This is a genomic window from Streptomyces sp. OZ13, assembly GCF_052068155.1.
Lineage (GTDB): Bacteria > Actinomycetota > Actinomycetes > Streptomycetales > Streptomycetaceae > Streptomyces.
Genome location: NZ_JBQHCZ010000005.1, coordinates 616964 through 638689, shown reverse-complemented (window position 1 = coordinate 638689; position 21726 = coordinate 616964). Strand labels below are relative to the sequence as shown.

Below are 21726 nucleotides of genomic sequence, written 5' to 3'. Positions count from 1 at the left end.
GGCTGCGCGAGACCGCACGCAACGCCCTCGGACCCGGCGTCGTCACGGCACCGTGAACCAGCAGACGTCGCCTGAGTCGGGCAACCGGGAATGCGACCCGACCCCTGCCGCGATCCGGGCGTGGACCTCGGCCTTCTCCAGCCGCCACAGCAGGAACGGCCCTTGGGCGGACCCCGTCAGATCACCCGCTCGCGCTCCGGCGTCGTACAGGTCGTCGACGATCCGCAGGAGCAACGTCAACTGCTCCTGGAACGAGGCGCCGCGTCCGAGGAGGCTGCCCACGGAGCCGGTGATGACGGAGAAGCCGAGCCAGTCGTCGTGGGCGTACTGGACCAGATACTCCAGCTCGCGGCGGTACGCGTCCTGATGCATCATCTTCCGTGTTCCAGGCGGAGGTTCACGCGCGCGGCCGTGATCCCCTCCGGCTCCGTCATGCGCGCGGTCGCTTCCTGCCGGACCTGAGCCGCCAGTGCCATCCGGCTGCCGCACTCCAAGGCGTAGTCCGCGTTCATGACGAGCGTGATCGCATGCGAATATCGCTGACACGATCTCATACGTGCGGATGCAAGGCTGAAACGAGTGAGACGCACGGGGCGCGTGCCCCGTGGCCGGGGCCGATGGACGAGTTCGGCCCCGCCCCCGGTCGTCGGGGGCGGGGCCGAAGCCGCTACGAGCGGTTCTGCGGTGGGGCTACTCCTGGCCGGCGGTGCGGCGGCGCTTCCACCACACCAGGCCTCCGCCCATGGCAGCGAGGGCCGCGGCGAGTCCGGCGATCAGTCCGACCGGCGTGCTGGAGCCGGTGTCGGCGAGATCGCCTCCCGGGCCCTTCCCGCCGGTGCCGCCGCCGTTCCCGCCGGTGGCCGGCGGCGTGCTGGGCGCGGTGGGCTTGTCCGTCGGCTCACCCGGCCCGGTCGGCGTGGGAGTCGGCGTCGGTGTGGGAGTCGGCGTCGGGTCCGGAGTGTCGCCGCCGCCGGAGACGTCGGAGGCAACGGTGTTGCCGCCCAGGAGCAGCAGGTTCGCGTTCCCGTCCTTGGCGTTGTCCGTCAGCGTGCGCACCGATGACTTCGTCTCCCGGGGGAGGTAGGGGTGCTCGGTGTCGAAGCGGGCCTTGACCATGTTCTGCTTGGGCTGCTTGGAGAAGTCCACCCCGCCCACGCTCATGGTGTAGGGGCCGCCGCCCGCGTCGTGCTCCCACTGCTGCTCGCCCTCACGCAGCGACTTCAGGTACGCCTGGAACACGCTCTCCCGCGTCCAGTCCTTGTTCTCGCCGCGCAGCGGCCATGAGGAGACGTCGTTGCTGTTGATGACCTTGTGGTAGTCGGTTGCTGCCTTGGTGTCCTGCTGGCGGATGAACTCGGCCGCGACACGGGCCGTGTAGACGCGGCGCAGGTCGGCGTAGCGCGGGTCGTTGTTCACGCGCCGTTCGACCTCGGGCATGATCAGCCGGTTCATACGGTCCTCGGTGGCCTTCTTCTCGGCCTCGTCGAACTCGCACAGGTAGGGGTCGCCGGGCATGTTGTCGATCTTCAGGTACTGCGCCTTGACCTTCAGCGGCGTGTCCAGGATGTGTATGCCGCCGTTCTCCTCGCGGACGACAGCGGTGTCCGGCTCGATCCAGTTGCGGACCTGGAACCAGCAGGGGATGCCGTCGGCGTTGCGGGGCAGCGACTTCCAGTACTGGTCCGCCTCCGGGCGCTTCTTCGGGTTCATCGCATCGGCGAAGTCCCTCTTCAGCTCCAGGTCGGCTTCCAGCAGGACCCGTCCGGCGTCGGTCTTCCCGAACGCGCTGTCCATGATCTTGTCGGGCTGGTCCGGGTTGAGGTTGACCCAGAACTTCTCCGGGGTCAGGGCGAGCCAGGTGAAGAACGCGTCGTTGATGAGCTGCGCCTTCTCCTTGCCTCCCCAGCCGGCGGTGTCCTCGGCGACTTCCTTCGCGGAGAAGCTGTAGTCGACGCCCTGGCCCTTGACCGGCTTGCCGATGTACCGCAGTTCCAGGGTGGTGAAGTCCACTCCGCCGGGCCCCTTGGGCTGGAGCCGGTTGGGGTCGGCCGCGTTCTTGCGGTCCAGGAACTCCTTCATGTCCTTCGGGTTCGGGCGCGACTCGCGGATCAGGTCCTGCGCGCCACCGCCGGTGACACCCTTGGAGCCCGGGGGCTGCATCGTGGTCGTCTTGTCCCGTACGCCGCCGCCCGGAGCCAGCTCCACCTTCTTGGAGCGGTAGTTGTACTCGGTGACCTTGCCCGGGGCGTTCTTCCTGAGTTCGTTCAGGTGGTCCCTGGCGGACTTGTCCTGCGGCTCGGCGAAGACGTACTTCAGGGACTTGACCGGGCTTTCCTTCTGCTTGGACCAGGCGATGTCGCCGGGCTTCTGCTTGGGGTCCGGGTGGCCGTTGGACTTGATCTCCAGCGATTCGCCGGTGCGCTTGTTCCAGGCGTCCGCCTGGCGCCGGTGGGTCTTGCCGGTGTCAGGGTCGGTGAAGTCGAACTCCTTCTGGCAGATCCAGTCGTCGCCGACGAGCCCGTGATCCTTGATGATCTTCTTCTCGAACGCCTTGCCCCGCGGGTCGTTTCCGGCGTTCTTGATGAGGATGATGTCGCGCCAGTAGGTGAAGTCACCGTAGGCGTTCGGGTTCTTCTTGCTGGCCCTGATCCACTTCCACCAGACCCGGTCGACAGCGCGGGACTTCGGCGGCTCCTTGGGCTCCTTCTCCAGCCGCGCCACGTCCTCCGCGGACGGCGGGCCGAGGCCGTCCCACTTCTTGCCCGGGTTCTCGTACTCGTATTCGTCCCAGTGCGCCTTGGCCCGCGAAGCGTCGCCGTCGGGCAGCTCCACGATGGCCACGAGATCCTCGGCCAGGTCGAAATAGTCCCTGCAGAGCATCCCCGGGTTCGGCGGCTTGGCCGGCGCGGCGTCCGCGCTGGAGGTGAGGCCCGGCAGGCCGGTGAGCGCGAGGGTCGCCGCGGCGGCGACCGCTACGGCGGACGCCAGACGGGCCCTCACGCGTGAACGTATGGATTGCAACTTTTTGTCCCCTACCTGCGGGGGCTTGAGGGACAGGTAAGAGCGGTGTGAGCCCCCGTGACATGACACCGCCAACGGCAGAGTCTGTATCGCAACTCGACGTGACTGCAAGCTGATTGGGCCGCGACACGCCGCCCGCGCCCCGCCGGCAGAGGGACCGGTAAGGTCGGTCGGCATGGAGATGACCGAGGACGAGTACCAGGAACTGGCCGAGCTGGATCGGATTCGCTCGAGCAACCCCGTCCTGGACGCCTGGCTCCAGATCCAGCGGCAGGAGTTCCCCGCGTGGGCCCGGCGGCACGAGGGGGACTGGGACTTCACCCCCGGCTCGCTGGAGCGCCTGGAGGCTCTCGTCCGGTCCCGCTACACCGGCAGCGACGAGGCATGGGAGGAACGCGGCGGCGACTTCCTTCAGACGGCCGCCTGGTACGTCGGCGAGGTCCACAACCGCACCTGCGGTACCCAGTGGCAGTACCATCCCGACTCCGCCGCGGCCGACCCCGCCGTGTGGCCGTTCGTCACCGTGCCGTTCGACCGGCTCTTCGACTTCGAGGACGAGGACGGCATCGAAGCCGACGCCAGGCCCTTGTACACGCCGGTCAACCGCCTGTGCGGAATCCTCGACGCGGACGGCGGAAGCCTCGTCTCAGACCTCGACCTCCACACACCTTCGCGGTAGCCCCGCGCCGCGACCGTCGCCCTCGTGGCCGTCGCCCTCGTGGCCGTGCCCCCGGCGGCTCGTTCTACCGCTCCCCCGAGGGCGCGCAGGCACCGCACCCGGTTGTCTCGCAAGCAGCTCCGTCGATCGGAGATTCGTCCGTCCCGGCACGGGGCGGCCCCTGACGTGGCGGAACCCGGGAGTCGTATCCAGCTCCCGGGTCCCTGGGGATGCCACCCAATTGCGCACGCCAGTGGCGTTTAAGAGTACGGATCAGTCATAAGGCCGACGTGTTCTTCCTTTGAACTACCGCACCGTGTGAGAGGTGCAGGCTGGATTCGAACCCGCATCCGCCGGCGTTCGTCCGTACCCGGTCGATCTGGCGATCGGTGGCGATGCTGAAGCTGGAGCGAGAGTCTGAGTTTGATCACGGCTGCCTCTGCCAAGTTGGGCCACCCCGGCGCGTAGTGCCGGGGGAAGGACTCGAACCTTCACTGTCACCGTGTCGTCAGGCTGAACCTCAGTTTCAGCTTGCGCCCATCACGCGAACCGGTCCTCATTCCGGCCCGCGCCTGTTGCGCACCCCCGCGCTCGCACGCGGGGGCGATCGTGGGGCCGACGCCCGGGGCGTCGGCCGGTGTGCCCTCAGCCGAAGAGGTAGCCGAACACCGCGTCGCCGACCCGCTGGTCGGAGACTTCGGCGCTGTTGGCCTCCTCGCGGGCGAACTTGACCGCGGTCTGGAGCTTCTCGACCCGTTCCAGGAGTTCGTTCACCCGCCGTGCGGGAAGCGCTCCGGAGAACTTGACCGTGGTCCAGTACCCGATCGGGACGTCCTCGTAGTAGACCTCGACCTGCGCCGGGTGCTTGTCCGTCGCCTCGGCCTTGACGTGGTTCCGCGGAACCTTCTTCGTCCGGATCGTGCGTACGGGGTCCGTCTTCCACCAGTCCGTCGACGGGTCGAGCGACCAGGACTCGGCGGCGTCCAGTACGGGCAGCTTCTTCACGAAGGTGTGCAGGTCGACGAGCTGCTTCTCCAGGAAGAGCAGGTAACTGACCGGGGCCTCGGCGACGATCGTCCGCCCGTCGACGACGACGTCCGCGCGGGCAGAGCAGTTGGCCCAGTCCTTGGTGGCGGTCACGTCGAACAGCCGGGTCAGCGACGCCGACATCTCGCGGAGCACGTCCTCGGCCTTGACCTGGACCCTGGTGGACTCGGGCGGCAGCTGCTCACCCTCCTCGTCCTTGGGCTGGTACGTACGCGAGATTCCGGCCAGCAGTGCGACCTTCTGCACTCGCTGGTGAGCCGTGGTGATGTCCTGGAACGACTTGCTCTTGACACCCTTTTCCACGGCGATGATCTGATTGAGCTTCGCCACTTCTCCCCCTTCGAACAGCAGTGAACGTACCCGAGGAAGTGGCGCCTGGTCCCCTGTTTTTCGGCGACACCGTCGGGCGGGGGGCGGTTCGCTGTCGCGAGGGCCGCCGGCCGGTCGACCGTCAGAGGGCGACGTGCGCGAGGTCGGAGGGCGGCCGGCGGAAGGCGGCCCGGCCGGTTCGCCGTCGCGAGGCGGCTGCCGCCGTCGACCGTGGCCCGACGTACGGGCGCCCTCCCGAGCAGCAGGGCTCGGCAGGGCTCCCGTCCGGTCCGCGTCCGGTCCGCCGTCGGTTCGGCGACAGGTCTCGTCAGGCGCGGGCCGACGCCTCGGACGGCGTCGCCGTCGGCGGGGCCGATGCTTCCTGCGGGCCGGCCGCACCCCGTCCCACCGGGATCAGGAACGCGACCACCGCCGCCGCCACGCCCACGCCGCAGCCGATCAGCATCGCGGCGCGGAAGCCGTCCTCGGACGGGAGGGCGAAGCCGCCGAAGTCCGTGGTCATCTGGGCAAGGACCACGCCGATCACCGCGGCCGACACCGAGCTGCCGATCGAGCGCATCAGGGTGTTGAAGCTGTTGGCGGAGGCGGTCTCCGACTGGGGCACCGCGCCCATGATGAGGGCCGGCATCGCGCCGTAAGCGAAGCCGATGCCCGTGCTGCCGACGATGGTCACGACCAGCAGGCCCCAGGTGGAGCCGAGGAGCGGCAGGGAGATGCCGTAGCCGAGGGCGATGATCAGGCTGCCCACCGCGAGAGTGGTCTTCGGGCCGTACGCGGCCGACAGCTTCGCGCCGAGCGGCGACACGACCATCATCATCAGGCCCGCCGGGGCCATCCACAGGCCCATCGCCAGCATCGACTGGCCCAGGCCGTAGCCGGTGGCCTCGGGCAGTTGCAGCAGCTGAGGGACCACCAGGGACTGGGCGTGCATGGCGAATCCGACGAGGATCGAGGCCGCGTTCGTCATCAGGATCTGTGGGCGGGCGGTCACGCGCAGGTCGACCAGGGGCTCGCTGCTGCGCAGCTCCCAGCGGCCCCAGGCCAGCAGGATCACGACCGTCGCGGCGAACAGCCCGAGCGTGGTGCCGCTCGACCAGCCCCAGTCGGCGCCCTTGGAGACGGCGAGGAGCAGGCAGACCAATACCTGCTGCATGGCGGCCTCCACGGGACCGGAGGCGAGCCGGGAGCCGAAGGAACCTCGCGTGGACAAGCCCGTCGACCTGATCGAGTTCGAGACCATGCTGCTCGGGCGGTACATGCATCTGCTGGCGCCCCGCGACCGGCGGGAAGGCGAGCGGCTCGACCGCAGCGCCTACATCCTGCTCAGCCGCATCGAGGCGGAGGGCCCGATGAGCATCGGCCAACTCAGCGCCGCCTTCGGACTCGACGCGTCGACCCTCAACCGGCAGACCGCCGCGATGCTGCGCGCCGGGGTGGTCGAGCGCATGCCGGACCCTGAGGGCGGGATCGCCCGCAAGTTCGCGATCACCGACGAAGGGCGGCGGCGGCTGGACGCCGACCGCGCCAGGAACATCAGCGGTCTTCAGAAGGTCATGGCCGAATGGACGCCCGACGAGGTCGCCGACTTCGCCGCCCACCTCAGCCGGTTCAACCGCGACATCGAGCGGCTCGACGGCCGTCCGTGGCCGCGCGACTGACCCTCGCAGAGGGCGTGCGCACAGCGGGTGCCGAAGAAAGCCGGACCCGGCGCTCGGACGGGGCGCACGGTCGGAGCGGTGCAGCCACGGGCCACCGCCTCCGTGCCCCCGGGCTACGGACGGCGCTGATCCCCCTTGTGACAGGAGCTTCACGGCCGCGTCCCGGTTGCGTACTGCCCGGCCACCGGCCGGAAACCGACGGTTAGTGTGACCGGGCTCGAGACGTCCGAGGGGGCGTCGGAAACATCCGGGCGCAACGGGGACGGGGAAGCGACATGGGCGGACGTGACGGGAACGCGATGTCACGCAGGCAGGCGCTCAGGCTGGCCGGTACGGGGCTCGGGCTGGCCGTGCTGGCGGCAGGCTCATGGGGATGCACCCCCGAGGAAGAGGCCGGCGTCCCGGGCGGCGGGGCCACAACTCCCGGCGGGGACAAAGGCGGTGACACCTTCACCACCCCACCGCCGGGCACCGCGCCGAAGCCGCTGTGGCAGCAGAACGCCGCCAACGACGACCTCGCGGGGATGCACTCGCTCGCGGTGATCGGGGACACGGTCGTGGTGTCCGGCGACCCGCTCGTGGGGCGTGACGTCGTCACCGGCGAGGAGCGGTGGTCCCGGCCGGGCATCACCGTCCCCGGCGCGAGGCTGATCATCGGCGGCGGGACGCTCTATCTGGCCAGCGCCGAGTACGACGGCGACGTGGTGGGCATCGATCCCGCCACCGGCAAGGAGACCTGGCGCAGCCGCCTGGGCAAGGAGTACGAACAGCCGCGCCCCATCGCGGCCGACGACCGTCATGTCTACGTCCTCGCCGGAATCCTGGAGGAGGACTTCTCGACGCCGACCAACGTGATCGCCGCGATCGACACCACGTCCGGCAGGATCGCCTGGCGTGAGCAGCGCGACAAGGGGACCGAGGAGTACGGCATCACCGCCGCGGTCGTCGACGAGCGCCTCGCGTACACCGACTTCCGGGAGAACGTCACCGTCCGTGACACGACGACGGGCCGGCAGCTCTGGACGAAGAAGATCGGCAGGTCCAACCACCGCCGCTTCGCCGTGCACGAGGACCTGATGATCGTGGCCGACGGGCAGCGGCTGCGGGCGTTCGCACTGGCCTCGGGCACGGAGCGCTGGTCCCTCGCGACGGAGGAGTTCAGCGCGTTCAACGATCCGCAGGTCCTGGACGGGGTGCTCTACGCCTCCGACAGCGTGCGCGGCATGTGGGCGGTCGACCCCGGTACGGGCAAGAAGATCTGGCACAACGAGGACCTCCTGGAAACGGCGGCGGAGGCGTGGCAGTTCACCAAGGCGGGCGGCACGCTGTACGGCGCGACCGAGCACGACGAGGACGGCGGTGTGCACGCCTTCGACGCCGCGACCGGGAAGCTGCGCTGGACGTACAACGACAAGACCGGGGCCATCCAGCAGTGGTACGTGGTGGGCGCGGGCAAGCGACTGGCCGTGATGCACGCCAAGCGGCTGTACGCGCTGCCGGCCGTCTGAGCCGACCGGCGGAGGGAACCCGGTCCGGGCCTGCCCCGGAGCGGCGGGACGGGACCGGGCCGGACCCCGCCCCGGTGCCGGTGGCGGGATCGTCCGGGAACGCTCATCCCAGCAGGTTGCCGAGGGCTGTCGCCAGCGCCTGGCCGCCCTCCTGGACCGCCGTACCGGCCACCAGGGCCGGCAGTGCCTGGGCGACGGAGCGCAGCGGCCCCTCGTTCCGGGCGGTCGGGTCGTCGAGGCCCACGTCGACCACGGACGTCATGGCCCGCAGGGTGTCCGCCATCGGGATCTCGGCCTGGTGGAGGGCGAGTTCGGCCCGGAACCCGCTCAACAGGGCCCGGACGTCCTCCACGTCGGCCGCGGTGATGTCCCCGGTGGTGGCCGACTGGCTCACACGGGAGACATGGTGGCCGGTGACATGCTGGATCGTGCCGTAGTTCGCGCCGCCCACACTGACCCCCGAGGTGGGCGCCCGCGGTGGAGGCGCGGCCGGTGAAGGGGCGTTCTCCGCGGGGTCCGGGGCGTTCCGCCCGTCGGTCCCGTCCGGGTCGTGTTGCCGGGGTTCCGCCGCCGGTTCCCGCCTGCGGCGGCCGAACAGGCCGGGTGCGTCGCTCACTCGGCATTCCTCCTCGTCGCCCCTCGGCCGGCACGCGCCGCGCCATTGGTTCCCGCGTGCTGGCTCGAGCCGGTCACCTGCGCTCCCGTGATGCTCTGGATGGGTACCAGATTGTCGCCGAACACCTGGATGTTGTTGATGATCACGGAGACCTGCTGGTCGAAGTTCCCGGAGTCGATGCCGTGTTCCTTGAGGAAGGACGAGACGGCGTCGAAGACACAGGACTCCATCAGCACCACCAGCCGGCGCTCGTCGTCGCTCTGGTGCATGTCGGAGATCTCGGCCATCGAGAAGTGCTCCCGCACGCTGACCGGGTCCTGCACCCTGCCGTGCTGTTCGCGCCGGCGGTACCAGGGCGCCAGCGCCCCGGTGAACGAGTCGAGGAGCGACTCCCCCAGCCCCGACAGCACCACCTGGTACAGCGGGAGCATCTCGCGCAGGACATTCAGGATCAGCCGGTTGTGCAGGGGCGCCATGACGTGCGGGCGCAGGGTGAGGCGCAGCCTGCCCGCCTCCAGCGCCACGTTGACGAACATGGTCACGGTGACCTGGCCCTGCCAGGTCACGCACCGCGCCCGGAGGTAGAGCCGCTCGGGGCGGCCGGAGGGTGCGTACCGGCTGTCGTGGAGGTCGGGTTCCTTCTGCTTCGAGCCGCGAGCCCGGATCAGCCACAACGGGGCCTGGATGCCGACGACCTGGGTCACGGAGAAGCCCGGCAGGGGCTCGGTGAGACCCTCGGCCTCCTCGATGCGGAGGAGGGCGGCGCCTATGTGCTCCAGCAGTTCGGCCTCGCCGAACGGGCGTGCTGCACCCTCTGCCTCGCCGCCGTCACCGGCGCCCGTCGTCCTCAGGGACGTCGTGGGGACCGCCGGCGCCCACAGGTCCAGGCCGGCTCCGACGAACCGCTGCTGCGCGTCGTAAGGGTGCTCCGGTCTGAGCTGGCCCTCGGCCAGTTCCGCGGCCCGGCGCCTCCTGTGACGTCCGAAGGCAGGTGTCCAGCGGGCGGCTGCCTCGCCCAGCGGTGGGCAGGTGCCCTCGTCGGCCAGGAAGACGGTCCGCCGACGGCCGCGCCAGGTCCGGCCCGCCCGTTCACGGCGGAGGCGGCGTTCCAGCAGCCGCTTGCCGATCCGGCTGGGCCGTACGTAGAGGGCCGAGCACAGCAGCCGCGTCACCAGGTCCGGTGCGCCAGGATCCGCCGAAGGCCCGGCCCGGAGGTCAGGACCGGCATCCCCGCCGGCACCCGCATCGGCGCCGGGTCCGGGGTCCGTTGCGGCGGCCGAGCCCGAGCGGGCGCCCGGGTCGTCGAGGACACCCGGATCGGGGCCGTCGTTCATCGCGATGCGCATGATCAGCGCGTCGACATCGTCCTTGCCCGCTCTCTCCCGGACGTTCGTCCACCACTGACTCGCCATGCCGAGCCCGTGTCGTCCGCCCCATGATGCTCGCAGCACAGGACCGGACAACAGAAGGCATCGCCCCCAACTGGCGTGTTCTGTACGGAGATCGGGGCCGGCAGCGGCTCGCCTCCAGTCGTGCGCTACACCTCCAGCCAGACCTCCGCGAGACGGGCGACGTCGTGGACGCGGTCCGCCTCGCGGGCGGTGAGTTCGCCCGACAGCGGGGCCAGGGCCGAGACCTGGCGTTCGCGGTAGACGCGTACGTCGGTCTGGGTGGCCGCCACGTCGAGGGACGCGGCGTCCACGAACACCAGCACGGGCTGGACACGGACCGGGAAGTCGCAGTGGCTCTCCAGGACCTTCCGGACGAGGGCGGCCTCGGCCCGGCACTCGGCGATGTACGGGCGCGGTTCGCCGTCGTCGATGCGGACGGTGTCGTCGTCGGCCCGTACGGACTGCTGCGGGTGGTACTCGGTCCGGACCGTGAACACGCCGCCGGGGCCGATCAGCAGATGGTCGATGTCCGCACCGTCGGCGAGTGGGATCGAGTGCAGGACGCGCCAGCCGTGGCGGGTGAGGCGGCCCAGTTCGGCGCCGGTCCGGCGTTCGCCGAGCAGTTCCCTGCGACGCGACTCGTCCATGGGGCGGCGGCGCAGGAGACGGGAGCTGAGGCGTTCGAGCCGGCCGGAGTCGGGGGTGGCGGCGGAATCCCCGGACGAGGAGTTCGCGCGCAGCGTCGCGCCGGGCCGGCGGGAGGCGAGGTCGTTCTCCGGGGTCAGGCGGGGCAGCCGGTCCCCAGGACCGTGGCGTACGAACGGCTCCGCCCCGCCCGGTTCCGGGAAGCCGCGCGCGGCGGGGGCCGCAGGCGGCGGCGAGACGACCGTACGGTGCGCCTCGGCGGCTCCGCCGGTGACGGCGGGTCCGACGACGTCGGCGCACGTGTCACCGCGGGCGTACACGTCACCGCGGGCGTACGCGTCGGCGTTCACGTCACCCTCCGCGTCCGCGTCGGCGAGGGCGCCCGGGTGGACGAACACCTGCGGCTCCGCGCGGGTCAGCAGTTCGGGAGCTCTGCGGGCCAGCGCGTCGGTCACGTCGTCGCGATAGCGGGCGTGCACCACGGTGATGCCGCCGGTCCTGCGGTCCGCCCAGCCGATGGGCGTCCCATCGGGCAGGTTGACGTACAGGCGGTCGTGCCCGAAGTACTGCCAAGCGGTGACCGTCAGTTCCTCGAGCATGCCCTGCCTCCTTCGCCCCTGAGTGGAGCTCGACCCTGCGGTGATGTCCGGTGCCGCCGGACGGCGGCACCGGCCCCCGTACGACACAGACTCACCCGTGCGTCCGTCGCGCAGAAGGGCGCAGACCGGGCGCATTGGTCGACGGGGTGTCACTCAGAGGCCGGACCTGGGTCTATGCCGTCGGTACGTGCCCTGAGCGCCTGGCCGACGGCGCGGCGGGGCGCACGGGCGAAGGAGGTGGCGAGGGCCACCCGGGCCGGCATCGACGCCCTGACCGCATGGCGGCGCCCGCCTCCCCTCACGGGGAGACGGGCGCCGTCGTGTCACTGTCAGGACCTGCCGGCCTCCTCGTTCGAGTAGCACCGGGCGATCACGTCGGCGTAAGGACGTGCGAACGCCTCGCTGCGGGCGAGCATGGCCGTGACGTCGATCCCGGTTCCGTCCGGCCCGGCCGAGGAGAGGGAGCGGATGTCGGCCGTGCGGGCCTCGGACTCGAGGGTCGCGAAGTCGACCTCCTCCCACTCACCCCCCGGATAGTCCTCGGTGCCCATGTCGTACCGCGCCTCGGCCAGTTCGTCCGCTCGCTCGAAGGCGTGCACGAGGTGCTCGGTCGCCTCCGGTTCCTGAAGGGCGTCGAGCACCTCGGTGGCGAACACCAGGTGGTCGACGACCTCGGTCTCGAAGGGCGGCCCGTCGGGGTCGCTGTCCTCGAGCACCCCTTCCAGCCTGCCCCGGAGCCCGTCGAGTTCTTCGTCGGACACCGCGGACCGGTCCGTGGCGGCATCCTGTCGGCAGATCCGCAGCGCGATGTCCCGCGCCGCGGCGAGTGCGTCGTGGTGCCGCTCGAACCAGGGAGCGAACTTGGGATCCTCCAGGAATCCGCAGTAGCGGACGAGCAGCAGCGCGGCCACCCGCCTACGGTCCTGCGGCGCCAGCAGTGACGCCTGTTGCACGTCGTCGTCCGCGCTCATCTGCGGAACATCCTCTCGCCGAAGAACTGGAACCTACCAGCGAGCGTCTGCACGAAGCCCGGGAAGGTCGGCCCGGAGAGCTTGAGACCCCGGCCCCGCACCGCATTCTCGCAGTACGCGCAGACGTTGCGGTTGGCCGCTCCGCCCAGGAACTCCCAGCCCTGGTTGTCCATGTACTGCAGCGCGGTCATCTCCGCGTGCCCCTTGCCGTTGGCGAACACTTCACCCGCGGACTCGTCCAGCTTGCTCTTGATGGCCTTCGGGACGTAGCGGCGGTTGGAGGCGACGATGGTACGGATGTTGCCCGCCTGGTCACGCGCCATGACGACGGCGGTGGTGTCGTTCTTGTAGGCGTAGCCGCCGTCCTTCTTCCCCGGGACCTTCAGGTTCTCGTGGAGGGCGCCGGCCTTGTCACTGGCCGCCTGGTCGTAGTCGGGACCGCACTCGTTGTGGACGAGGAGGCTGCGGCCGCCGGCGACGACGTAGTAGTCGTGGTCGGCCGCGACCGTGAGGTTGTGGACCCGCTTCCTGGCGTGGTCGTGGTCGACCGCTGTGATCTGGACCCACGTGCCGGACGAGGTGCGCAGCCACATCCCGGGCTCGAGCTGCTCGGCCTTGGCCCAGCGGCCCGAGTCGGGCAGCCAGTAGTGGTGGCCCGCTGTCGAGGTGATCTCGCCGGTGGCGTGGCCCTTTGTGCCGTCGACGTCGACCGTGAGGGTGACCAGGTGCTTGTCGCCCTCGTGGCTGCGGGTGTCGGTGACCTGCCGGCCTCGGGTCTCGCCGCTCTCGACGTCCGTCGCGAGGACGTGGTCGCCCTCGCGCAGGTCCTCGATGGCCTTGGTGGAGCCGTCGGCGAGCACGACCTGTGTGCCCGGTACGAAGCTGTTGACCTTGCAGGTCTTGGCGTCGGTCTTGGCCGGGGTGCTGGGGGCGTCGCCGTCCGCCTTGCGGACGTCGTTGCCCGCGTCGGCCGCGTCCCCGGCACGGTCGGTGGTCTTGCGGGCGTCGTTGGCCGAGTCGAGGGCGTCCATGCCCTTCTTGGCGTACCTGCCCGCCTTGACGGCGGATGCGCCGTAGCCGACGAGCGGGATCGCCGACGACATCGAGAGTGCGGCGTCGACGTAGTTGCCTTCCGCCGCGTACCAGATGCCGTTGGCGACGTCGGCGACTTCACCGACGACCGGGATGAGGCCGACCACGTCGAGGGCCGCGTGGCCGATGTCGGACAGCGAGAGCCCGAAGAGGTGTCCGTCGAGTTCGACGAAGCTGATCGGGTTGCCGCCGGCGAAGGCGTAGCGGTTGCCGGTGAACGGGTCCGTGGCGAGCGACATGTCGGCGAGCGCGCCGCCGTACGAGTCGCGGGTCAGGAAGCGGTTCAGGCCCGGGTCGTAGTTCCGGAAGCCCATGTCGTACGTGCCCGACGCCTTGTCCCAGCGGGACGAGTTGTAGCGGAAGGCGTTGTACGACTCCTTGTCGGGGTTCTGTGCGTCGGGCTTGTCCTCGCCGGTCATCTGCGACTCGTCGTCGCTGCCGTAGGCCGTGTAACCGTACGTGGACCGGGTCTTGCCGTCCTCCTTCGTGATGGCCTCGACGTCACCGCGCGGGCTGGTGGTGTACTGCGAGTACTCCTTGGCCCCGTCGTCCTTGTGCTTGATCTGCGTGGCCCGCTTGCCGGACGCCAGGTACTGGTACGACTTGTCGGCCTTGCCGTCGATCTCCTCGCGCAGCAGCGTGCTGTCGAGGCCGAGGTAGGTGAAGGCCGTGGTCCTGGGATCGGTGCCGGAGGTCGACTGCGAGACGGTCCGGTCGAACGGGTCGAAGACGTAGCTGGTGGTGGTGGCCGCGGCGCCGGTTCCGGAACGGGTCTTCACCGTCCGGTCGAACCCGTCGTAGTAGTACTTCTCCAGGCTCTGCCCGCCGGTGCTCGTGGTGTCGAGCCGGCCCAACGGGTCGTAGTTGTAGGTGGAGGCGACCCCCGCGGTGGTCGACGACAGCAGGCGGTTGCGGTCGTAGCGGTGGGTGGTGGTGACGCCCGCGACCGACTGCTCGGTGATGTTGCTGTTGGCGTCGTAGCTGTAGGTCTCCGTGGACGGCGAGTCGCCGGCCTTGCCGACCTTGGTGACCCGGTCCTGCGGGTCGTAGTCGAAGGAGTAGGTGTTGTTGATGTACGCCGTGCTGTCGTCGGCGTTCATCAGCTTGAGCACGTCCTTGGAGCGGTGCCCGTTGGGCGAGTACTCGAGGTCGTGCTGGGAGACGACCGCGCCGCCGGACGTCTTCTCGACGGACTGCTTGACCGAGCCGTCGAGGTAGTAGGTCAGGTCGAGCGTGTTGCCGTTCGGCTTCGTCTGCCGTAGCAGCTGTCCGCGCCCGGTGTACGTCAGCGTGGTGATCTGCTGGTTGCCGGCCGTCGGCGAGTCGGCGTTGGTGACCTTGGCGACAAGGCCGCGCGCGTCGTACTCGATCTTCGACCAGGTGAGGTCGTGGGTGGAGGTGAGCGGGTTACCGTTCTCGTCGTAGGTCAGTGCGGAGGTGTTCTTCACCGCGCCGGCCGCGAGCTCCTCGACCTTGCTGACCCGGTTGATCCCGTCGTAGGCGATCCGGTAGGTGTCGATCTTCGCGCCGGGGCTGTTGTCCTTCACCTCCACCTTGTTGGCGTTGGCGTCGTAGGCGTAGGTGAAGTCCTTCTGCTCGGTGTCGCTCTCGCCCGTGTTGTCGCGGACCAGCTTCACCGCGTCGGCGAGAACCGTGCCGTTGGCCTTGTCGGTGAGGGTGACCTTCTGCGGCCCGTCCTCGACGAAGGCGTGCTTTCCGAGCGAGATCCAGGTCCCGGGATCCTGGGTCTGGTCGACGGTCCGGCTGGTGGTGCCGCCGTCGTGCGTGACCGCGAATGTGGTGTCGGTGGCCGCCCCGGAGACCTTCGGGTGGCGTACGAAGACCTCGTACGTGCCGTTCTGCGGGATGTTCAGCTGCCACACGAACTGTGCGGTGCCCGTGCCCGCGGGGTGCGAGGCCATGTCGTGGCCGTACTGCTGCTCGGCCTGGCCGCGGGTCCAGGTGCCCTGGGTCGCGGTGTTGTGGAAGTCCGAGCTGTCGACGAGCACGGCCTGCCGGCCCACCGGCACTCCGTTGTCGAAGAACGCCCTCTCATTGCCGGACCGGTAGAAGTCCCAGCTCAGCGTGCGCTGCTGGGAACCGCCGGCGGAGGTGATGGTGTTCTTCGTCTGCTGGCCGAGTTCGTTGTAGTCGTAGGACGTGGTGATGTCCCACGGGTCCTTGGACGTCCTCGCCCAGCCGTTGTCGTAGTAGGTGTACCGGGTGGTGTTGCGGACCGTCTGACCGTCGGACGGGGGCGCCGAGACGGACTCCAGGTTGCCGACGTCGTCGTAGGCATAGACGGTCGTGTCCGGAGTCGTGTACCCGGGGGTGTCCTTGTCGAACGGGGAGCGTTCCTCCTTCACCCGGTTGAGCTCGTCGTAGACCGTCTCCGACGTGAAGTCGTCCGGATCGTCGGCGGTCGCCACTCCGCGCGGGGTGATCGTGCGGGTCTTGTTGCCGACCGGGTCGTACTCGTACCTCGTGGTGTGGTACTTGATCGTGCCGCCGGCGTCCTTGCTCACCGGGACACGGGACTCCACCAGGGCACCGCGCTCGTCGTACGAGGCGAGCGACTCGTTGCCCTCGGCGTCGGTACGGCCGATCGCGAGTCCGTCCTTGTCGTACCGGCCGGAGGTGGTCCAGCCGAGGGCGTCGGTGGTCCGTGTCACCCGGTGGTTCAGGTCGTACTCGTACTTGGTGCTGTAGTCGTCGGGGTCGGGTGTGGCGTTCGTCCTCGGGTCGGTTTCCTTGACGATGTTGCCGACGCTGTCGTATTCCGACGTGGCCCGGCCGCCGTTCGCGTCGACCACCGCGACGGGCTGATAGATCGCGTCGTAGGTGGTCGTGGTGGTGTGGTCGCCCGCCGTCGCCGTCTCGTTGCCCTTCGGCGAGGTGGTCGTCAGGACGTTGCCGACCTTGTCGTAGGTCGTGGTGGTCCTGCGGGGCGCGTCGGTCGCGAGGTCGCCCGGCACGGTGGACTCGGTGACCTGGTCGGCCGTGTCGTACACCGCGGTCGACACGGCACCGTTGGGAGCCGTGACCTTGGTGATGTTGTCGTTGGCGTCGTAGACCGGCGCCGGGGTCGTGATGAACACGCCCGCGGCCTGGTCCTTGGGCTCCTTCTTCTCCAGCGGCCGGCCGAAGGCGTCGTAGGTCTGGGTGACCTCCGCGCCCTTGGCGTTGGTGACCTTGAGGACGTTGCCGCGCGCGTCGTAGGCGAAGGCCGAGGTGCCGCCCGCGGCATCGGTGATCTCGGCCGGGTAGCCGACCGGCTGGAAGCCGCTGTTGACGGTCGCGTGGCCGTTGGCGTCGATCGACCGTGTGACCTGGCCGTAGGTGTCGTACTCGGTGCGCGAGGTGTAGTCGCCCTCGACGGCGGACGCCACGCCCTTCGGGTCGGTCACCGAGGTGACGTTGCCGCGGGTGTCGTAGCCGAACTGCCAGGTGCGGCCCTCGGGGGACTTCTTCCGGAACAGGTCGGCGATGTGGCCGTTCAGGCCGGTGGAGTAGGTGAACGTCTGGGCCTCGGTGCCGTTCTTGTTGGCCTCGGCGTCCTTCTGCTCCAGCGGGTAGCCGGTCTTCGGGTCGTAGGCCCAGGTGGTCACCGCCCCGTTGGCCTCTTCGAGGCGCGTGACGTTGTTGTCCGCGTCCCAGGCCAGCTTCGTCGTCTCCGACTTGGCGTTGGTGATGGTGTTCGGGCGGCCGTAGCCGTCCAGGGACTGCTTCGTGGTGTGGTTCTCGGCGTCCGTCACCTTGGTCTCGATGAACGAGCCCGCGGTGGCGTCCGGGTCACGGTAGACGTAGCCGGTGGTGCCGCCGATGCGGTCGGTGATGGTCTGGGTGTTCCAGTGGAACTTCGGGTCGTCACCCTCGCTCGGGTAGTAGTAGTCGAGCGAGGTGGAATTGCCGCGCGGGTCGGTGACCTTGACCAGCTTGGCGTTCTTGTTGCCCTGCTCGGCGTCGTAGACGAAGCCGAACACCTTCGGCTGGGACGAGCCCGCGCCGTCGGTGAGCTTGGTCAGCAGACCCTTGTCCGAGTACTCGAAGGCGACCTTGCGGCCCGAGATGTCGGTCATCGACCTGACGTGGTCGATGATCTTCGGGCTGGTGGTGTCGGCCTTCGTCCAGTAGTCGACGGTCAGGCTCTGCCGCCCGGCCGGGTCGGTGATGTACCGCAGGAACTTGACCGGCTTATTGTTCGACTTCCGCTCTTCGTACGTGTAGGTCTGCGTGTTGCCGTTCTTGTCGGTGATCGACGTCAGGTAGCCGTCGCAGTCGAAGAAGAACTGCGTCCGGTCGGGACGGGTCAGCGACCAGGCCTTCGGGTCGCCGTCCTTGTTCGGGGTGCAGTCCACGCCCTCGCCCTGCCGCAGCAGGTAGTGGACGCCGGCGGGGGCCTTCCACGTGCCGTCGTCCTGCTTGCGGAAGGTGTGCTCGGTGCCGTCGCCGTCGGGCAGCGTCACCTCGGTCGGGTTCGGGTTGGGGTGGAAGTCCAGCGCCGTGCCCAGCCGCAGCGGCATGGCGGCCTGCGCCGACCAGCCGTGGCCGAGGACGGTGTCGGAGGTGTCCTGCGAGTTGTAGGCGAAGCGGGCGAACGTGGTCAGTCCGCGGCCCGGGTTGGAGAAGGCGTTGTACTGCCAGACCGTGTTGCCCGCGTACAGGTTCGTCATCATGGACGACCCGCCGCCGGTGTTCTTGCCCGCGTACGAGTAGAACTTCTCCAGGCCGAGCTGGTTGGACGTCGGATCCTCGACGCGGACGTTCTGCGCGAGCGGCGGAATGGACTCCGTCGCCGACAGCCAGGTGCCCGCCGTCCGGTTGCGCAGGTCCCACTTGAGAAGGTAGTCGAGGCGCTTGTTGCCCGAGTCCGAGTTGATGGGCGCCTGCAGCACCGCCTTGACGGTGGCCGACTGGCCGGGCAGCAGGTCCTCCGGCAGCGCCGTGAAGAGCTGGTTGCCGCCGGTGGTGGCATCGGTGCCGTCGGGCAGCGACCAGGTGTAGGAGAGGGCCTGGTCGGCCGCCTTCCACACGCTGGTGGTGGTGTTGGTGACGGTGACGTCGACGGTGTACCGGTCACCGGGCGTCATCCGGGCGGGGGTGTAGGGCGAGAAGTACGTCGAGTCCGTGGACCTGGCGAGGTAGGTGACGACGAGCTGCGGTCGCAGCTGCGGCTCCTCGGCCTCCGAGGACAGGAAGAGCGTCCGCTCCTGCGGACCGGTGGCCGACTCGTCCCGGAGCTTGATCGCGAGGCCCTTGTCGGATGCCGGGTCGCTCACCCAGGACTGGGCGAGCGAGGTGACGTTCCAGGACTGGCGGGCGGGGTCGTTGGTGACCGTGCCGACGGTGTCCGCGACGGCCGGGTCCATGTCGCCGCCGGGCGTGGCCCACGCGGTGGTGGCGTCCGCCTTGCTCCAGGAGGCGTCGGTCTCGGCGAAGTCCTTGTTCAGGGCGTGGACCTCGTAGACGGCGCCGTCGCTGCCGGTGGTCGTGGTGGTGCCCCACAGGTCCAGCTGGGCGTCGATGACGCGGGAGGCCGACGGCACCTGGCTGAGCGCCGGGAACTTCATCAGCGCCCGGGTCGTGCCGTACGTCGACGAGTTGTTGCCGACGGACAGCCACGGGTGGGCGGTACCGGCGTCGGTGATGGCGTCGTGACCGGTGGCGGGCCGGGCACTGGAGAGCGTGGTGTCCGCCGCGTCGCCCTGCAGGACAAGGGTGGTGCGGCCCGCCTTGGGCAGCTTCACGATCCGTGTCGGGGCGGGGACGACCTGGCCGTCCTTGGTCTTGACGGCGACCATGTAGTAGAAGACGTTGCCGAACGCGTCCACCGAGTCGGCCGGGGTCGGCGTCGCGGTGGTGTCGGTGTACGAGGTGGTGTCCCCGGGGACGGGCGCGATCAGCGTCTGCGGTGACGGCGTGAACGTCTGGAAGACGCTGCGGTGCACCTGGTACTCGACGATGTCGTCCCGGTCGCTGATCGGGTCCTGGTCCTGGTACGCCGCCCAGTTCAGCTCGGCCCCGGTGGCGTGGATCACCGTCGGGGCGTGCAGCGTGGTGCCCGGCCGGCCCCAGGTGAGCACCAGCTTGGGGTGGTTGGCGACCTCACCCTTGTAGGCGTACTCGGCGGCCTCGTAGCGCGGGCCGCCCTTGGGCGCGTTCGCGCTCTCGTCGCCCGCCTTGACCACGAAGCCGTGGTTGGAGTGCGTGCCGTCGATCCAGGACTGGACGGTCCTGGTCACCGGGAAGCTGTGCCAGGTGTTGGCCTCACCGGGCTTCTTGGTGACGACACCGCCCTTGGTGAAGCGCACGGCGTCGGCCAGGACGGCGGTCGAGGTCGACGCGGGGCCGTCGCCGAGCACCACCTTGCCCGCGGTGCCCGCCTTGAACGGGTGGGTGCCCAGCGTCTTCCAGACACCGCCGCTGCCGGCCCGCTGGTCGACGGCGTACGTCGTGCTGCCGCCGTCGTGGGTGACGGTGTACGGGGCGTTCCCGGCGCGGTCGGAGGCGGGCACGTAGTGCGCCTCGACCTGATAGTCGCCGTCCTCGGGGAGGTTCGGCTGCCAGGTGTACGTGTCCCCCGAGACCGAGTCCTTGTTGTACAGGTAGTCCTGGTTCACCGCGTACTGCGTAAAGGCGGTGTTGCCGGACGCCGGCCAGGAGCCCTTCGCCGCGGTGGTCCCGCTGTCGCGGTCGTCGACGAGGACGGAGGTGCCGGACAGTTCGCCGGTGATGCCGGAGGCGTTGTCCCACGTCGCGGTGGTCTCGTCCCAGGCGGCGGTGGCGCGGTGCGCCTCGAGCCGGACCTCGCTGTCGCCGGTGGTGTGGATCTGGTCGAAGTACAGCTTGAGGTCGGCCGAGTCCAGCTTCGTGCCGGCCGGCACGGCCCCCAGCGGGAACCTCAGCAGGGCGCGGGAGGAACCGCTGGTGGTGTTGCCGACGGACAGGCGCCAGTTGCCGTCGTAGTTCGACGCCGGGCCGTCGGAGCTGATCATCACGTCCTGGGACTGCGAGACCGTGGGCGCGATGGAGATGGTCGGGTCGACGATCACCGGGTAGCGGCGCTCGGGCGCCTTGAGCCACGCTTCGTCGGGCCGCAGCGTGAGCGTGTACGAGGTGCCCTTGCCGCGCAGGGTCTGCTCGACCCGGTCCGTGCCGGCGACCCCGTACGGCGACTCGCCGTCCTTCTTGGCGTCCGTCATGAAGGGGGCGGGGATGACCAGCGCGGGGCGGGTGGGGCCGACGCTCTCGCTGTAGAGGGCGATCGAGCCGCCGGCCCGGCGTTGGGCCTTCAGGCCGCCGGTGGTCAGGGTGAACTCGTAGGACGGCGCCGTGGTGGGCGCCGTGTTGAGGACGATGCCCTCCTTCACGGTGCCGTTGCCGACGGTGTAGGTCAGATCGGCGCCCTGGCCGAGGGCGTTCTTGTACGTGACGGTGGACCCGTCGGCCTCCGGTTTCAGGCTGCCGGTGGCGCCCTTGACGCCGATGGCGGCCCAGCGGCCCTCGTCGAGCTCGAAGCGGACGAGCTCTCCGGGACGCTCACCGAAGTAGGTGCGCGCCACGTTGGTGGTGTTGGCCAGGGTGAAGCCCTTGCGGTCCGCCGGCTTCACGGTGGGATCGATGGCCTGCCAGCTCTTGCCCGCGTCGTAGTGCGTGGGCACGGCGGAGACCTCGGACTGGACCCGGCCGTCGGACAGCTGCCAGTGCCGGGAGGTGGGGGTGCGCCGGTCGGTGAGCTCCTTGACCCGCTCGGGCTTCGGAGCGGCCCTGCCCTTGGGCAGTTGCTCGTTGCTGGGCACGGCGGTGTCCGGCAGCTTCGGGGGTTTCGCTGCCGGCTTGTCGTCGTCGAGGCCGAAGAAGTCCTTCAGCCCTTCTGTGAAACCGGAGCCGCCGCCGGGTGGCGCGGCGAACGCCGGTTGCGGTACGCCCGTGAGGGCCACCGCCACGACGCAGCTGATCACCAGCGAGCGTCGCATCCGTCTCTCTGACATCGTCTCTCCTCACTCAACAGAGGCGTTACAGAGGCGAGTTGTAGCGATGTTGGCCTTGTTCATGTCAAGCAAAGAGACAATTGGCACACAGGGCGCGAGACGGACGAAAGGCGGTGACGGACCGGCGCCCGGCCTGGTGGAGAGCCCCCTGGCCGTCCCGGCGGGACCGCGCGTCGGAGCAGGGCGCGGGACGAGTGGT

11 protein-coding genes and 1 pseudogene are annotated in these 21726 nt (G+C 69.7%); 3 read left to right on the top strand and 9 right to left on the bottom strand.

Going from position 1 to position 21726, the window contains the following annotated elements; translation table 11 throughout:
• Positions 1-42: 42 nt before the first annotated feature.
• Entirely contained in the window at positions 43-375 is a 333-nt protein-coding gene (locus ACTMTU_RS16330) for a hypothetical protein (RefSeq protein WP_441264189.1), read from the bottom strand.
• A 315-nt stretch (positions 376-690) separates the two neighbouring features.
• The gene (locus ACTMTU_RS16325; RefSeq protein WP_441264188.1) at positions 691-3000 is read right to left on the bottom strand and encodes an LAETG motif-containing sortase-dependent surface protein; all 2310 of its coding nucleotides are present in this window, start codon (positions 2998-3000) and stop codon (positions 691-693) included.
• Between the two features lie 196 nt (positions 3001-3196).
• On the opposite strand from ACTMTU_RS16325, the gene ACTMTU_RS16320 reads away from it, so the two are divergent.
• On the top strand, positions 3197-3700 hold the full coding sequence (locus ACTMTU_RS16320; RefSeq protein WP_441264187.1) for a hypothetical protein: 504 nt from the start codon (positions 3197-3199) through the stop codon (positions 3698-3700).
• 624 nt (positions 3701-4324) lie between these two features.
• Here ACTMTU_RS16320 and ACTMTU_RS16315 read toward each other — a convergent pair.
• Both ACTMTU_RS16315 and ACTMTU_RS16310 read right to left on the bottom strand, forming a co-directional pair.
• Positions 4325-5056, bottom strand: a complete 732-nt coding sequence (locus ACTMTU_RS16315; RefSeq protein WP_307708280.1) for a DUF7873 family protein — start codon at positions 5054-5056, stop codon at positions 4325-4327.
• 307 nt (positions 5057-5363) lie between these two features.
• Positions 5364-6197 (bottom strand): annotated as a pseudogene (locus ACTMTU_RS16310) (MFS transporter); the annotation flags it as partial.
• A 61-nt stretch (positions 6198-6258) separates the two neighbouring features.
• Here ACTMTU_RS16310 and ACTMTU_RS16305 point away from each other — a divergent pair.
• Complete coding sequence (locus ACTMTU_RS16305; protein WP_441264186.1) at positions 6259-6714, top strand: MarR family winged helix-turn-helix transcriptional regulator; 456 nt, start codon at positions 6259-6261, stop codon at positions 6712-6714.
• A gap of 275 nt (positions 6715-6989) precedes the next feature.
• The gene (locus ACTMTU_RS16300) at positions 6990-8222 is read left to right on the top strand and encodes an outer membrane protein assembly factor BamB family protein (protein WP_441264185.1); all 1233 of its coding nucleotides are present in this window, start codon (positions 6990-6992) and stop codon (positions 8220-8222) included.
• Positions 8223-8325: 103 nt separating this feature from the next.
• Here ACTMTU_RS16300 and ACTMTU_RS16295 read toward each other — a convergent pair whose 3' ends face one another.
• The 5 genes from ACTMTU_RS16295 to ACTMTU_RS16275 all read right to left on the bottom strand — a co-directional run bounded on the left by ACTMTU_RS16295 (position 8326) and on the right by ACTMTU_RS16275 (position 21527).
• Entirely contained in the window at positions 8326-8838 is a 513-nt protein-coding gene (locus tag ACTMTU_RS16295; protein ID WP_441264184.1) for a hypothetical protein, read from the bottom strand.
• Complete coding sequence (locus tag ACTMTU_RS16290; protein ID WP_441264183.1) at positions 8835-10250, bottom strand: hypothetical protein; 1416 nt, start codon at positions 10248-10250, stop codon at positions 8835-8837. The genes ACTMTU_RS16295 and ACTMTU_RS16290 overlap by 4 nt, the downstream gene beginning before the upstream one ends.
• 125 nt (positions 10251-10375) lie before the next feature.
• Positions 10376-11473 (bottom strand): nuclease-related domain-containing protein, encoded by a 1098-nt coding sequence (locus tag ACTMTU_RS16285; RefSeq protein ID WP_441264182.1) that lies wholly within the window; start codon positions 11471-11473, stop codon positions 10376-10378.
• A gap of 329 nt (positions 11474-11802) precedes the next feature.
• On the bottom strand, positions 11803-12444 hold the full coding sequence (locus ACTMTU_RS16280) for a hypothetical protein (RefSeq protein WP_441264181.1): 642 nt from the start codon (positions 12442-12444) through the stop codon (positions 11803-11805).
• Positions 12441-21527, bottom strand: coding sequence for a golvesin C-terminal-like domain-containing protein (locus tag ACTMTU_RS16275; protein ID WP_441264180.1), 9087 nt, complete (start codon positions 21525-21527; stop codon positions 12441-12443). Before ACTMTU_RS16275 ends, ACTMTU_RS16280 begins: the two co-directional genes overlap by 4 nt.
• Positions 21528-21726 lie beyond the last annotated feature (199 nt).

Excerpts from the sequence above, each read along its gene's own strand:
- ACTMTU_RS16330 (WP_441264189.1), bottom strand. The coding sequence starts at position 375 with ATGATGCATCAGGACGCGTACCGCCGCGAGCTGGAGTATCTGGTCCAG.
- ACTMTU_RS16320 (WP_441264187.1), top strand. The coding sequence starts at position 3,197 with ATGGAGATGACCGAGGACGAGTACCAGGAACTGGCCGAGCTGGATCGG.
- ACTMTU_RS16300 (WP_441264185.1), top strand. The coding sequence starts at position 6,990 with ATGGGCGGACGTGACGGGAACGCGATGTCACGCAGGCAGGCGCTCAGG.
- ACTMTU_RS16290 (WP_441264183.1), bottom strand. The coding sequence starts at position 10,250 with ATGGCGAGTCAGTGGTGGACGAACGTCCGGGAGAGAGCGGGCAAGGAC.
- ACTMTU_RS16285 (WP_441264182.1), bottom strand. The coding sequence starts at position 11,473 with ATGCTCGAGGAACTGACGGTCACCGCTTGGCAGTACTTCGGGCACGAC.
- ACTMTU_RS16280 (WP_441264181.1), bottom strand. The coding sequence starts at position 12,444 with ATGAGCGCGGACGACGACGTGCAACAGGCGTCACTGCTGGCGCCGCAG.
- ACTMTU_RS16275 (WP_441264180.1), bottom strand. The coding sequence starts at position 21,527 with ATGTCAGAGAGACGGATGCGACGCTCGCTGGTGATCAGCTGCGTCGTG.